This is a genomic window from Sunxiuqinia elliptica, assembly GCF_900113005.1.
GTDB classification, from domain to species: domain Bacteria; phylum Bacteroidota; class Bacteroidia; order Bacteroidales; family Prolixibacteraceae; genus Sunxiuqinia; species Sunxiuqinia elliptica.
The window spans coordinates 67,856-83,214 of sequence record NZ_FONW01000016.1 but is presented as its reverse complement, the minus strand read 5'-3'; the positions used below and the strand labels follow the sequence as shown (position 1 = coordinate 83,214).

The 15,359-nt window shown below is 44.5% G+C and carries 10 protein-coding genes; 3 read left to right on the top strand and 7 right to left on the bottom strand.

What is annotated here, in order from left to right:
* From BM156_RS19435 to BM156_RS19410, 6 genes are all read right to left on the bottom strand, one after another.
* On the bottom strand, positions 1–240 hold a 240-nt coding region (locus tag BM156_RS19435), incomplete at its 3' end, for a transposase (RefSeq protein WP_170847019.1).
* Positions 241–457: 217 nt separating this feature from the next.
* On the bottom strand, positions 458–1,660 hold the full coding sequence (gene wecC / locus BM156_RS19430) for a UDP-N-acetyl-D-mannosamine dehydrogenase (RefSeq protein ID WP_093921574.1): 1,203 nt from the start codon (positions 1,658–1,660) through the stop codon (positions 458–460).
* Between the two features lie 737 nt (positions 1,661–2,397).
* Entirely contained in the window at positions 2,398–3,861 is a 1,464-nt protein-coding gene (locus BM156_RS19425; protein ID WP_093921573.1) for a UDP-glucose 6-dehydrogenase, read from the bottom strand.
* Between the two features lie 130 nt (positions 3,862–3,991).
* Positions 3,992–5,146 carry a Wzz/FepE/Etk N-terminal domain-containing protein gene (locus tag BM156_RS19420; RefSeq protein ID WP_093921572.1) on the bottom strand — a complete coding sequence of 385 codons (1,155 nt, stop codon included), beginning with the start codon at positions 5,144–5,146 and terminating at the stop codon, positions 3,992–3,994.
* Positions 5,147–5,216: 70 nt separating this feature from the next.
* Complete coding sequence (locus BM156_RS19415; RefSeq protein WP_170847018.1) at positions 5,217–7,643, bottom strand: polysaccharide biosynthesis/export family protein; 2,427 nt, start codon at positions 7,641–7,643, stop codon at positions 5,217–5,219.
* A gap of 40 nt (positions 7,644–7,683) precedes the next feature.
* Positions 7,684–8,214 carry a winged helix-turn-helix domain-containing protein gene (locus BM156_RS19410; RefSeq protein WP_093921570.1) on the bottom strand — a complete coding sequence of 177 codons (531 nt, stop codon included), beginning with the start codon at positions 8,212–8,214 and terminating at the stop codon, positions 7,684–7,686.
* Between the two features lie 546 nt (positions 8,215–8,760).
* On the opposite strand from BM156_RS19410, the gene BM156_RS19405 reads away from it, so the two are divergent.
* The 3 genes from BM156_RS19405 to BM156_RS19395 all read left to right on the top strand — a co-directional run bounded on the left by BM156_RS19405 (position 8,761) and on the right by BM156_RS19395 (position 14,009).
* Positions 8,761–11,115 (top strand): TonB-dependent receptor, encoded by a 2,355-nt coding sequence (locus BM156_RS19405; RefSeq protein WP_244525765.1) that lies wholly within the window; start codon positions 8,761–8,763, stop codon positions 11,113–11,115.
* A gap of 69 nt (positions 11,116–11,184) precedes the next feature.
* Positions 11,185–12,327, top strand: coding sequence for a PepSY-associated TM helix domain-containing protein (locus BM156_RS19400; protein ID WP_093921568.1), 1,143 nt, complete (start codon positions 11,185–11,187; stop codon positions 12,325–12,327).
* A gap of 56 nt (positions 12,328–12,383) precedes the next feature.
* A complete protein-coding gene (locus BM156_RS19395; protein WP_139218340.1) occupies positions 12,384–14,009 on the top strand; it encodes a diflavin oxidoreductase in 1,626 nt (541 codons plus the stop codon).
* Positions 14,010–14,039: 30 nt separating this feature from the next.
* Here the strand turns inward: BM156_RS19395 and BM156_RS19390 are convergent, their stop codons facing one another.
* Positions 14,040–15,323, bottom strand: a complete 1,284-nt coding sequence (locus BM156_RS19390; protein WP_093921566.1) for a CynX/NimT family MFS transporter — start codon at positions 15,321–15,323, stop codon at positions 14,040–14,042.
* Positions 15,324–15,359 lie beyond the last annotated feature (36 nt).

The window sequence follows — 15,359 nt, the reverse complement described above, 5'->3', positions numbered from 1 at the left end:
GTCTGCCAATTCCTTTTGAAGACGAGCAATCTCTCTTTGTTCTTCTGTTAATTTAGGATTACCGTTTCCCGGGAAACTTGCTCCCTCACAACTGGCTAGCTCACTACGCCATCGATAAATTAACTCTGGACGGATCTTCAGCTCATTAGCTAGCTCTACTATGTTGCCTCTTTCGTAACTAAGTTCAACTGCGTTAAGCTTAAATTCTCTTGTAAAAGTCCTTCTTGCCTTGTTCATCATACTAAGATAAAATTTAAGGCCAATCATACCTTAACTTATTGTCCGATCAAATGTAGCAACTCCAAGCCAGCTTCGCAGGCTTTTCCCCTCTCTTCGAAAAGCGAGGGGAGGCGTTTGGAAGATCAGAAGGTCAGAGTGGTTATTGGCTTCGGCTTTCGTTTCCACTTAATCACTTAACCACCTAATCACTTAATTATTGCTTACTCCCCACTGTTCTCTATTTCCGAAATACTCCGGCGAAGTCTAAGATCACTTTATCGTCTTTGTAGTCAAGGGTTTTGAATTCATCGTGGGCAACGAGGAACGCAATGATATCTGCCTTTTCGTAGGCTTCCTGGTAGTTGGTAAGCTTGAACACGCTGTGTTCGCTGATATTGGGCTCGACTACGAGAAAGTTGTTTTGCTCACTTTGCATAACTTTTTGGGCGATGTACTTTGCGGGACTTTCGCGCAAATCGTCAATATTCGGTTTAAAGGCCAGGCCCATAATGGCCGTGGTGGCTTTCCGGCCGTTCTTCAATTCAAATTCCAGCATGGCTGTGCGAATCTTTTCAGCACACCAAAACGATTTATAGTTATTGATTTCGCGTGCTTTCCCAATAATTTGCGATTCCATGGGATAATCGGAAACAATAAAGTAGGGGTCAACAGCAATACAATGGCCACCAACACCTGCTCCGGGCTGAAGAATGTTAACCCGGGGGTGCTTATTCGCTAACTCGATTAATTCCCAGACATTGACTCCGGCTTTATCACATATTAAAGACAATTCATTAGCGAAGGCAATTTGTACATCGCGCGATGAGTTTTCGGTGAGTTTGCACATCTCAGCGGTACGTGCATTGGTTGGATGCAACTCTCCCTGAACGAAGGTTTGATAGAAATTACAGGCTTGTTGCGTTGATTCCGAATCGATTCCCCCAATGACGCGGTCGTTGTGAATGAGTTCGTGGAGTACATTTCCGGGTAATACGCGTTCAGGGCAGTAGGCAATGGCTAATTGACCTTGCAATTCAGGACGCTCATCAAAAATGAGTTTGGCCATTTTCTCCGTGGTTCCGACTGGTGAAGTGGATTCGATAATAAACGTATCACCAGCTTTAAGGAGGGGGAGGATCGTTTTTGTGGCACTTTCAACAAAGGAAATGTCCGGTTCGTGGTTTCCTTTAAAAGGGGTTGGAACAACGATTAGATGAACATCTGCTTCGGTCGGTGTTTTAGAGGCTTTAAAACAACCTTTTTCAACGCCTTCTTTGACGACTTGTTCTAGTCCCGGTTCGATGATATGGATTTTCCCTTGGTTAATGGTTTCAACAACTTGATGATTAACATCAACCCCGTGTACCTGGATTCCCTTTTGTGCAACAACTGCCGCGGTTGGCAGTCCGATATAGCCTAATCCGATGAATTGTACTTTCATGTCAATTGTTTTAGAGGTCTGTTGTTTTTTGTTTTATCTTTTCCAAAGTTTCAAACTTTGGAAAAGATTGGAAACTCTCCCCAAGCCAGCGAAGATTAGAGGATTAGAATGGTTTTCACTTAATTACCTAATCACTCAACCACCAGTTCACTGTTTGCTTGCGTTTTAAACCTTTCAGGTCTTGGAGACGCTGAACGGATTGCGGCAGGCTGATCACTGACTACTTATCACCCATCACGGAGAATAGCTCGGTTGGTTCTCCTCCTTTCCGAGGAGGAGTGGCGCCGATTTATCGGTGACGAGGTGGTTCTGTTTTGTTTGTTGATCCTGTTTTGGTCATGCACTGACTCGAATTATTTTTTAGCTAGGAAACTCTCCCCAAGTCAGCTTCGCAGGCTTTTCCCCTCTCTTCGAGAAGCGAGGGGAGGTGTTTGGAAGATTAGAAGGTTGGGAAATTAGAATGTTAGAAAGGTTATGGTTTTTCATTTTCACTTAATTACTTATCACTCAACCACCAGTTCACTGTTTGCTTGCGTTTTAAACCTTTCAGGTTTTGGAGATGCTGAAAGGTTTGCGGCAGGCTGATCACCCATCACCGTTCACTCACCGCCCATCACTCATCACCGGCCACTATTATCCTTTTCCAATACTTGTTAGCTCAAAGCCGATGGCTTTTAAAGTTTCACGATCCAAGATGTTACGTCCGTCAAAAATGAAGGCGGGCCTGTCCGACGCAATTATCCTTTCCCGATACTAGTCAATTCAAATCCAATGGCTTTCAAGGCTTCACGATCTAAAATGTTACGTCCGTCAAATATGAAGGCGGGCTTCAGCATTCCATCGTATATTTTTTGCCAGTCATAAGTTTTAAACTCATCCCACTCGGTTAATACCGCGATGGCGTGTGCATTCTGTGTGGCATCGAATGGAGATTGATGAACGTTGACCAATTGGCGGATTTCTTCCGAGCTTAGCTGACCGTTTTCTTGTGTTGTATTTCTACGGTTGGCTTGCAAATACTCCAGGTCGGCATAAATCTGCTCTGCTTTTACTTTCGGATCGTAAACATGGATCTCGGCGCGGTCCTGCAATAGTTCATCAGCGACATAAATGGCTGCAGATTCACGGGTGTCGTTGGTGTCTTTTTTGAAGGCCCAGCCCAGGAAGCTAATTTTTTTGCCAGAGACGGTATTAAATAGACTGTCAATGATTTGTTTGGCAAAGCGATGTTTTTGGTAATCATTCAAAGTGACAACTTGTTCCCAGTAATCAGCTACTTCGGGTAAGTTGAAGTGGCGACACAAGTAAACCAAGTTTAAGATGTCTTTTTGGAAGCAAGAACCACCAAAGCCAACCGATGATTTTAGGAACTTAGACCCGATTCGTGAGTCCATTCCAATGGCACGGGCTACTTCATCAACATCAGCTCCCGTGCGTTCGCAAAGTGCTGAAATGGAGTTGATGCTGGAAATGCGTTGGGCAAGAAAGGCATTGGCTGTTAGTTTGGATAGTTCCGAAGACCAAATGCGGGTGGTGATAATTTGCTCACGAGGAATCCAATTGGCGTAAATATTCGCCAGAGCCTGTTCTGCTTGTTTACCTCCTTCACTGTCTTCACTGCCTATTAAAACCCGGTCGGCATGCAATAGGTCTGTAATTGCGGTCCCTTCAGCCAGGAATTCAGGGTTGGACAGTACGGCAAATTGGGCTTTTTTATTGGAAGCGCCTGTATCGCCATTGATGGAGCTACTGTCTAAGATGGTGCGTATGGCTTGTGCTGTACGAACGGGGAGGGTTGATTTCTCCACCACAATTTTATTGCTTGTCGCTACTTCTGCAATTTGGCGAGCACATAGTTCAACATATTTTAAGTCGGCGGCCATGCCTTTGCCCACACCATAGGTTTTGGTGGGTGTGTTGACTGATATAAAAATCATTTCAGACTCGCGGATGGCTCCTTCAACATCGGTTGAGAAGAATAGGTTGCGGCCACGAGCTTCAGCGACCACCTCTGGAAGTCCTGGTTCGTAAACAGGAAGTTTAGAGAGGTCTTCGTCATTCCAATCCGCAATCCGCTGTGGGTTAATATCAACAACGGTTACTTGGATATGTGGACATTGCTGAGCAATAACGGCCATGGTGGGGCCACCTACGTAACCAGCACCAATACATGCAATTTTTTTGATTTCAGTTGGAAACATATGTGTTCGTGTTATGTGATTATCAATTATTAGTTATTAACTATCTAGTTACTAAATGTCTAGTTCCTGAGTTCCTAAGTTCTTAGTTTTTTGTTAGGATTTATTATCGGTTTCCTGTCTCCCGTTTCTTCTAGCTCTTTGTTTGCAGCTCTTCGGGCTTGTCTGTCTCCCGCCAGCGCTCTTGAACGGTTGCCAGAAATTGTTTGCCAAAGATGGTGCTTACACCAATGATTCCGCCCAGAAAGGTCCAGATAATTAAAATCATTGGCCGGTTGGGACTGGATTTCTCCAAAGGCACCTGAACCGGTTCGATTATTGTCAAGACCGGCGTATCTTCTTTGACTTTGATTTGAGCTTGTTCCAATTGTTTCGCTAGTTCGGAGTAAACAGAAAAGGCCATGTTGTACTCGCTTTGTAAGCGTTGTTCCTCGGTTTGGGCAATCGCCGAAGAGACGTTCTTATTGCGGTCGCGAAAAAGAGCCAGCTTATCTTGAATTCCCATAAATTCGGCCTTCTTTTCTTCGTAACGTGCCTGAACGAAGCCTAATTGCTCTTGCGCTTTCTGAATCCGGTAAGTGGTGATGTAGCGTTGAAGCATCTGCTGGGCTTTATTGGCTACTTGAGCTGTTAGTATTGGATCATGTAAGCTTACGGAAAGAACTATCGTTCCTTCTTTATCATTTATATTTACATTGACCTTTTGTTGCAATGCTTTTGCCACCTCATATTGCTCTGGACTTAACCGAAGCAAACTGTTTGCATTACCTGTTACAGTTGCTTCTTCTGATTTGCGAATTGCTTTAAGGATAACTTCCGGTAAACCAATGGTATATTTTTTGATTGCTCCCAATACACCCGGTTTCTTGTATTCGGTGTAATACGTGTATAAACTAAAGGGTTGGTTGGCTTCCTCCATCTGAAAAGGGGTATCCATGAGTTCGAGCAAAAAGGGTGCCGACTGCACGATTTTTGGGTAAACCATGGGGGAGAGACTTTCTCCTCCTGATCCTGCAGATAGATTGACGCCTGCCATGGCCGCCAGAGAGGATAAACCGCTCATATTGCCTGTTCTAGACTGAGCACTTTGGGGAACCATGGTACTTGTTACGGTAAATTCTTTTGGAGAAAGGAGGGCAATAACTAAGCCGATTAGTATTCCGCCAAGGACCCATTTGATGATTGTTTTTCGTCCATCCCAAAGCTCTTTGCTTAGGGCGATTAAATCGATTTCTTCTTCTTGTGAGGATGACGTTTTTATAGCTTGTTGTTCTTGATTTGTTGTCATAGATGAATATCCGTTCAAAGTTTGCAGTTCAAAGTTTTCAGTTCACTTACCAACGATCATTGACCACTCATTATCGAAATACCGCAGCAATGGCGACAGCGATGGATGAGAAGGTTCCTGCGATGGCTAACCATTTGGAGGTCTGGTCGCCACCTGGCCGTTCTGGTTTGGATGGTACGATGATTTGACAGCCGGGTTCCGGAGCCGGAAAGTCACGGTTAAACACCCCTTTTGTGATTTTGGTTGTGCCATCGCTGTAGATGATAAAGACCTTCCCTTTTTTTGCGTTGGGGCTAAAACCTCCGGAGCGTTCAATATAGTACCTTAATGATCGGTTGGGTTGGTAAGCCAAGCCCATGGGGTTAAGTACTTCTCCCGAAACCATAATCTCCTGAACCACTTCTGGTATAATAATTTGGTCGCCCTCGCGTAGCATATAGTCATAGATGGAGCCTGGACTTTGCAGGATGTCATCCAAGCGTAACTCAAGTTTGCTATAGCCTTCCAACTGTTTTTCTGCTTTGCTTAATAAGCTGTCGTCCACTGCCGAATTCAATGATTCTTTGACAATTTCCCGATGTTGGTTTTTCCGTTTAAGAATAGCCCCCTTGGCATAAGCCTGCGGCGTTAATCCTCCCGCTCTTGCAATAAGGTCGGAAATTCGCTCGGTCTTTTTGCCGATGCTATAAGGCCCAGGATAAACAATTTCACCGCCAATGCTTACGGTGCGTTGTGTTTTGTAGGAAGGAGCCTGACGAACATAGATGTAATCGTAAGGCTTGAGCGAAAATTGCGCGTCATCGGTTTGCAGTTTGAGGCTGCGGTCGATGGTGAATTGGTGCAAGCTACCCAGTTCATCAGACACTTCGGCTGCAGCTTGATAGTCATGTCTTCTGGCGAGTTCAATGACCGATTCGCTGGCTGCTTCGGTAAAACCTCCTGCCTGGAAAATCAGATCTTTAAGGGTCATGTCTTCTTGGAAACTGTATTCTCCTGGTTTTTGTACTTCTCCAAAGATGCGGACAAACCGCTTTTCGCGCATGCTGAAAATATCTTGTATGATGACTTGATCCTCCCGTTTTAAGGCGATGTCTGTTTGACCATTAAGGATTTCAGTCACATCGAAAGGAATGGTCGTAGGGCTAAGGTCTTCACCTTGACGAATGATCAACCCGCGATTCTCAAAGACATTCTCTTTTACGCCTTCGGCTTTACGAATAAGATCAGATAACTTTAAGCCATCGGTTAATGCATAGGTCCCCGGACGGAACACAGCACCGCGGATACTTACCCGGTTTTCAAAACGACCAATAATTTTTCCAGCAACAATGGAGTCGCCATTAAAAGGTAGGAAGTTTTGAAATTTATCCTGCGTAATATCGAGTACTTTGAGTTGTTTTCCTGTTGTGCGCGTAATGGTCAAGCGCTCTTGGAAAGCTCTGTCAGAAAACCCGCCACTGTAATCAATCAGGTCTTCCAGTGTTTCGTTCTCCAGAAGTTCATAGTAGCCTTCACGTTTGAACGCACCAAAAGCAGCTACACGTTTCGAATAGGTTGGAATGAAGAGCATGTCCTGTTCGCGCAGGACCACATTGTCCGCCGTGTTGGCATGAAGCAAGAAGTCGTACACATCAATCTCCGCAATTTCTTTATTTTGACGGATCACCTTGATTTTTCGGAAAGAGCCATTTTCATTAGGCCCTCCGGATAAGTATAAGGCATTAAAGGCTGAAGCCGTCGCAGGAAGGGTATAGGTGCCCGGGGCATTAACTTCACCAACAACATTGACTTTGATGGACCGAAGGTTGCTGATGCTTACTGCAGCAAAGGTATTGGGATTATCTCCAGACATGCCGCTATAGATTTCCACCAGCCGATTTTTAATTCGTTGTTGTGCTTGTTCAAAATTGAGCCCGGAAACAAACACGGGGCCTAAGTCTGGAATCTGAATGCTTCCATTGGCATCCACCAGCAACCGGTAGGTCTGTTGACTGGCACCCCAAATGTTGATCTGCAATTCGTCATTGATTCCCAAAACGTAGTCATTGGGAACTGGAATATTAATCGCAGGTTCAAAGGACAGGTTGTTGGAGTTAAATAAGGTGTATCCAAATATTTTTTTGGCCTTTTCTGACACTTCGACAACAGCTTTAGGGCTTAAGGCGAACTGTTGAAGGGCAGCCATGTTCATGGAAGAACCTCCTAACTGTGGGCTTACGCTGGATGTGGCTCCAGTCTGGGAACCTCCGGCTTGAAGCGTTAATGCCCGTTGTTGAAATTGGCTAATCTGAGCAGGCGTAGCACCACGTGCACGAGCTAAAGCTGCCGCTTGCTCCATGGTTAAACCTCGCTTTTGCATCTCCATTAAGGCTTGTTGTATCTGCTGGTCGCTTAATTTGCTTACATTAACATCGGATGGATTCTGGGCAATAGCGACTGCCTGAAAGACTACCAGCACGAGCAGTAGAAGCCAGCTTTTCTTGTAAAAAATCCTCATACTTGTTATTGGTTGAATATACTTAAGAATTGTATCTCGTTTATTTTTCATTGGTCCAAATAAGAAGGGTTGGTGTATTGGCAAAATATTCATTCATCTCACGTTGTTTAATGTGAATGTAACGAATTTTTCTGTTGATTAGTTTTTCTGCCTTTTGAATATATTGATTAATTAATTTTCCGTCAATTTCTTCTCCTACAAGAATGATGTCAATGATTCTGGAATCAAGTCCTTGGGCGAAATTTCCAGCGAGGTAAGCAGCGTCCACTTGCTTAAGTCGTTGGGCAATGTTCTCAATGATTTTGTCGATGCCAATCATCTTGATGATGATGCTGTGAATCTCACTAAACAGGGGATGGCTGATATTCGCTTGATAATACTTTTTGTTTCCTTCCAGATGACTTTTGAGTAGGCCCGCTTCTTCAAAACGGTTGAGCTCAATTCGGATGGCATTGGAAGATTCGCCAAACTCTTGTTCCAAGCTTCTTAAATAACTTTTATTGTCCTTATTTAAGAAGAACTTCAGTAGGATTTTTATTCGTGTTTTAGATGTGATTAATGCATCAAGCATATTGGTTAAGTTAAAAAGATGATTGTTAGTGATCAGTGATTAAGATGGTTTTGTTTGTTGTTGGCTTTTCACAGCTCCGCCTCCTCAGTCCCACAAAAGACTAAGTAGAGGCAATAAAAAAGAACCAATTCCGAATCGAAAGATGCTAAAATGGTTCAATGATAGATTGAGTAGCAAAATTACTCAATTTTTAAAAAGATCGATCATCTTTTTGTAAAATTTGATGAATCGACACTTTTTCTGGATGAAGTGCCGTGTTCGCTTTACGAACGAGCATTTTTATGATTTATTTTTTTGTCGTTCAATTTTTATTGAAAATAGAAATTATGAAGTGGATGACTGCTTTTGAAAGTTGGCTGCAGAGGAAGGAAAACAAATGTTAAATAATTGGAAACCCTATTCATTTTGAAGAAATTATGAACTGACTCTCTGCTCTTCGCCCTTTGCTCTCGGCCCCATGCCAATATCACAAGAACTTGGGATTGTCAGGAGTGCTGACGGCTGGTATTTTTGTCATCGAAATTCAAGATCTAAGAAACACGTATTATGATGAAACGATTGACTTTGTTGGTAGTCCTTTTTGTGGCTACTTGGGATGTTTATGCCCAAACTGGCTTGTTAACCGGTCGTGTTATTACCCCGGAAGAAGCGGGGGAGGCACTTGTAAATATAGCACTAGAAGGAACTCCGAAAGGAACCTTGACGACGACAGACGGCTATTATAAACTCACCAATATTCCCTCGGGAAATTATCACTTAGTTGCTTCTTTTATCGGCTTAAAAACAGAACGTCTGGATGTTGTGGTAAAAGCCGGAGAAGAAACGGTGGTGCCAATAATTGAAATGGAAGAAGATCATCAGCGATTGGAGGAGGTCGTGGTAACGGGAGCTTCATACTCCAATTATTTGGGAGATGAGCTTTCCCCGGCATTAAAGCTTCCGAGTTCTATATTGGAGACTCCGCAAAATATTCAGGTTGTTACCAAAGATCTGTTGGTCGATCAGCAGGCCGTTGATATGCTCGAGCAAGTTAGTCGGAATACCAGTGGTGCAATGATGATTGAGCATTGGGGGACTTTTGCACGAATTAATATGCGAGGGTTTAAGTTGCCAGCCTTTCGAAATGGATTGAATGTTGATTTGCCATGGGGGCCACTGACCGAAGACATGTCGGTGGTAGAGCGCGTTGAGTTTGTAAAAGGGCCTGCCGGATTTATGCTCTCGTCGGGGGAGCCTGGTGGCTTTTATAATGTGGTGACGAAAAAGCCAGACCCTAATGCTGACAACGAGGTGTCCATGACCATGGGATCTTTTAATACGCTTCGGGCGACTGCAGACTTGGGTGGGGTGCTGAATAAAACCGGAAACTTGCGGTATCGTCTCAACCTGATGGGATCAACCAAGCAGTCGCATCGTGATTATGAATATACAAACCGGTATACTTTTGCGCCTGTAATTGAATATCGCCTGAATGACCGGACCAGCCTGACGGCAGAGTATTTATATCAACATGCTGAGTTGTCGGTGGTAGGAGCGGCCTATGTGTTCTCTACAGGCGGGTTCAAAAGTTTACCGCGTAGTTACACCTTGGGAGAACCCAATATCGATCCAACAACGATTCGTGAGCATAATGCTTTCTTAAAAGTGGAACATTGGTTGAATTCGAATTGGAAACTGACAGCGCAAGCTGGTTTTCTCGATTACCTGCAGGAGGGAAGTTCGCTTTGGGCTGATTCGGTAACTACGGATGGAGTCTACCGAAGTCTTAGTATTTGGGATGCCACGAGTCGTGCGGAATTAGGGCAGGCTTTTGTGCAGGGGAACTTGCAGACTGGAAACATTGAACATCGAATTTTAGCAGGTGTGGACCTGGGGAATAAGACCTATTATGCCGACTGGTTCCAAAAAGGGCCATTAGGAGGCGAAGGTAATCCGTTGGCTTATGAGAACCCCGTTCATCAGGTGCCATCCGATGCGATTCCGGTTTTCGACCGAACTGAAAGTATTCGAAAGCGGGCTTACGGAATTTATCTGGCTAATCAAAGTACGCGCTATTCGGCACTTTACCTGCAGGATGAGCTGGCGCTTTTCGAAAATCGCTTACGCTTAACGCTCGCTGGAAGGTATACAACCTATCGATCTGCAGTTTACGGGGCGACAACCGACGATGCTGTTTTTACGCCGCGGGTTGGAGTGAGTTATTCCTTGGATAAAAACACATCGGTGTACGCTTTGTATGATCAATCGTTTTTGCCTCAGTCAGGAGCCGATAAGCAAGGGCGCGCATTCGAGCCTGTGGATGGCGTTGATATCGAGGCAGGAATTAAGCGGAAGTGGGCTGATGGGCGTTGGAATTCTTCGTTAACCGTTTATCAAATCACCAAAGAGAATATTTTAACGACTGATCCGGAGGACATTAATTTTAAAGTTCAGTTGGGAGAGGCGCAGTCCAAGGGGATCGAGTTTGACCTGCAGGGAGAAATTGCCAGAGGTTTAAATTTGATTTTGAACTATGCCAATACGGATGTGAAAGTTACGAAAGATAATAATCCGGCTGTTGTTGGAACACGCTTGTCGGGTCACGCCAAACACATGACCAACGGATGGCTGAAATATCAATTCAAAAATCATGGGTTTAAAGGTTTGGGGCTCTCGTTGGGGTATCAGTATCAGCTTGATCGCTCTTCGTGGAGCTGGGGGGCTGATAACGAGGCGATCTTGCCGGACTACTTTCGCTTGGATGGTGCTATTAGTTGGAAAAATGATGATTTTTCAATTGGCTTGAATGTCAATAACCTCTTGAATGACTACCTGTTTTCCGGGAGTGCTTATGCTAGTTATGTGTATTGGCAAGCTGAGCCTGGAACGAATTTCCGGTTGAATATGACTTATAAATTTTAATTCATTCCAATAACAGGCCTTTGACATGCTTATGTTGGAGGCCGTTGTTGGTGTTTAGCTGATTATATCATGATTAAAAATCTGATACGAAAAGTTCATTTGTGGTTGGGGCTGGCTTCCGGAATCATCGTTTTTATTGTTTCGGTTACCGGATGTTTATATGTGTTCAACAACGAGATTCAAGGGCAATTGCGTAAGCAGGCTATTTGGAATGAGGGGCCGAAACAGGAGCATTTGCCTTTAGAAGAACTATGGGGTAAAGCGGCTCGGTATTTTGGTGAAGATAAAGCCATCGGATGGGCTAACCTGTATCGTAATCCATCAAAAAACTGGGTATTTTATACGTATAAATCCAATCCTGAGAAGCTGACTTATTTTGGAATGATTGAGCATTATGAATCGGTGTATATCAATCCCTACACCGGTGAAATTGCTGGTAGTTATGATGAAGAAAAGGATTTTTTCAGTGTGGTGAAGTTTTTGCACTGGAGCCTGCTGCTGAGAACTCCAATAGGACAGCCGATTGTTGGTTGGAGCACATTTATCTTTGTCATTTTGCTGATAACGGGCTTGGTGCTCTGGTGGCCTAAAAGTTTGAAAAAAGCAAACAATCGGTTCTGGATTAGCTGGCGGAAGAAGACAACTGCCTACCGGAAAAACTACGACCTTCATAATGTATTGGGCTTTTATAGTTTGTTTTTTGGGCTGATCATTGCGTTAACAGGTATGGTTTGGTCGTTTAAGTGGTTTAAAGCATTTGTGTATGTTTTAGCTGCCGGTACGGCCACCGCTCCAGAGCCATTAGTTGCGAATTCTGTGGTCGGTGAGAGTGCCCATGAAACCCCAATGGAGCTTGCATTGGAAAAAGCGCGAGAGGAATTTCCTCATGCTGCTGGATTTCGGATTTCCCCACCCAGGGAGGCAGCCGATCCCTTGCGCATTTATGTTCGGGAAAAAGAAGGCGTTTATTATCGGTCGGCAGAATTGTTATTCGATCAATATACCGGAGAACTCCTTCGATTAAAAAAGCACGAGGACAAGAACTTTGGTGAAAAGCTGATTACTGCAAACTATGACATTCATGTGGGAGCAATTTTGGGGATGCCCGGAAAGATATTGGCGTTTCTGGTCAGCTTGTTTTGTGCTTCTTTACCAGTAACTGGTTTTTTGATGTGGTGGAAAAAGCGGAAGCTGCGTCAGGATTTTATTTAAAAGAGGTGTTCTGGAACAAACTGGTAAAATGCTTGTTTACCTTCAATTTAAAGATCATGTTTACATCTATAATCAAACGAATACGAAAGAAGGCTGCACTGGAGCCGGGGATGATTACCTTGCTTTACGGAGGGCAGTCTGGCAATTCAGCCTTTATTGCACAAAAAGCCAAAAAGTACCTCGAGAAAAGGGACCTGGCTGTTCGGGCTGTTAATATGAGCCGCTACCCATTGGAACAACTGAAAGAGGAAAGCCACTTGCTGGTTGTGGTGAGTACCCATGGCGAAGGAGATCCTCCTGATGCTGCCCGAAAGTTTCACAAGTATCTGCTATCTGGAGAGGCTCCCCAGCTGGGAAAGCTAAAATATGCCGTTTGTGCAATGGGAGACAGTAGCTACGAGCATTTCTGTAAAGTTGGGAAGGAAGTGGATGCCCGCTTGAATGAGTTGGGGGCAAGCCGCTTAATGCAGCGCACCGATTGCGATGTCGAGTTTCAACGGCCTGCCGCTAAGTGGTTGGAGGGCGTGCTTTCAGCTTATCAAAAGAATGGCAAAGAAAAGACAATTGATTTTGAGCTGGATGATCAGCCTGAGTCTGGGGTTGAAGCGACCGTTAAGGAGCGTTATGCATTAAATGAAGGACAAGAGGAGGAAACCTTTCATATTGCCTTGTCGATGAATGCGGCTGACTTTCCGTATCGACCAGGAGATTCAGTAAGCTTGGTTCCTGAGAATCATGAGGAGATCGTCAATAAGTTGATTCATCTGTTAAAAGCAGATGGCAATACTCAGGTAGTTTTTAATGAAAAACGACTGCCTTTATACGATGTATTGAAGTATCAGGTAGAACTGACCCGATTAAGCAAGAAGTTGCTTGGGCGTTACCAAAAGTTGACGGGAAATATGGAGCTCGGACAGTTGCTGGACGATCAGCAGGCCTTATTCTCCTATTTGGATAAGCGCAATGTGAATGATTTATTGGAAGACTTTCCCGCTTCTGTTTCCGCTGAAGCATTGATTGCTATTTTACAAAAGCTACAAGTTCGCTTTTACTCAATTGCTTCCAGTGAACTCCAAACTCCCGGTGAGCTTCATTTAATTGTTCGAATGATTGGCCCTTCGGTTCTTGGAAGTGAGCGTTATGGGACCTGTTCTTCCTTTTTGGGGGGGCAACTAAATGTTGGTGATCGGGTAAGGATGCAGTTAATTCCCAACGAAGGGTTTCATCTTCCGCAAGGTTCCACTCCCGTGATTATGATTTCCGCAGGAACTGGGATTGCCCCATTTCGTGCCTTTTTGCAGGAGTGGGAAGCTCAGAAAGTGCAGCCTGAGAACTGGTTGGTTTTTGGGGAGAAGCATCGTCAGCACAATTTCTACTATCGGGATGAATGGGCTGAATGGTTGGGAAAAGGAACCCTGAAAAGAATGGATTTGGCTTTTTCCCGCGATCAGGATGAGAAATTCTATGTTCAGCATCAGATTTTGCAGCAGGGAGAGGAGTTCCAGAATTGGCTGAACCGAGGAGCTCATATTTATTTATGCGGAGGTCTTGCCATGGGGCGCGAAGTTGAACAGGCGATTCGTAAGGTGATGATGAACGCCGGAAGTTTGAGTGAAACCGAGGCAAAGACCGCCCTCGAACAGCTAAAAGAGGAAGGACGTTGGCATACCGATCTTTATTAAAGCTTTTGTCTGTGAATGTAAGTATGGTGGTTAGTTGAGTCGGGCTTTTTTGCGCATGGAGCTTATACCGTATCCGGTCATAAGAATATTGGCCAGGTGGATGATGAGAATTGGATAAAGCCAAAGCGCAGTCTGGTCGAAAACAAAGCCGAGTATTGCTGGGCCAAGTGCTGCCAGGGAATATCCAATTGCTTGAGCCATGCCCGAGAGCTCTGCGGCTTGCTGGTGATCTTTGGCCTTGGAGCTGATGATCATGTAAGCCAGGCTAATACTTCCTCCAGTGGCTATTCCCATTAGGGCGATGGAACTAATCAGGAAGCCAGTTTGCTCAAGGAACAATAGGCCTGAGAAACCCAATAAGTTGAGTAATCCTAGAAAACCAATTGAGAGCCACATCCTTTTAAGTCGGGCAGCAATGATTGGTGCAAAAAAGGTGGCCGGCAAGCCAATGATCTGTACAAAAAGTAACATCCAACCAGCGGTTTGCTCGCTCATTCCTCGTGCGATCAACATGGCGGGCAGCCAAGCAATAATGCAATAGAAAACAAAGGACTGTAGTCCCATGAATACGCTGATATGCCACGCGGTTCGCGATTTCCAGATGGATGGGTGAGGGGCGGAGTTTCCGATCGCTGTATCTCGGTGATTTTGTTTCAACTGAGGTAGCCAAAGCAACAAGCCCACAAAGGCTAAAAGTCCCCAGAAAACAAGTGTTTTCTGCCACCCCAAACCAGCTCCCTCGGCTAGCGGAATACTTACCCCTGAAGCTAATCCAGCCATAGCACACATCGCCGTTGTATAAACGCTGGTCATAATTCCAATGCGTTTGGGGAAGTCCGACTTAATAACACTCGGCAGTAATACGTTCATGATGGCAATTCCTGAACCAACCACTAAGGTTCCGAAGTAAAGAACAAGCAGGTTATCGTTGTAACGAATTAGAATGCCAACAGTAAGCACTAACATCGCGATGAACAGTGTCTTTTCATTTCCCCATCTTCGACTGAACAGCGTCACTAAAGGAGAAAGAACAGCAAATGCAATCAGCGGAATTGTGGTTAAAAATCCGGCTTCCAGATTATTGATGCCAAGACTTTCCTGGATGTTTCGAACCAATGGCCCCACAGAGGTTATTGCCGGGCGTAAGTTGAATGCCAAGAAGATGATTCCGGCTATTAATAACCACCGTTTTTGTATGTCTGTACTTGTGCGGGGTGTTTGCATGTTATCTGTTTTTACTCCCTGCTTTTGTTGGGCATTGGAAAAGGTGAAATCGAAATTATAGCTTTCTACGTTTATGATTTCGAAATACAAAGAAGCTGAATTTATGGAAGAGGAACAACTACAGGG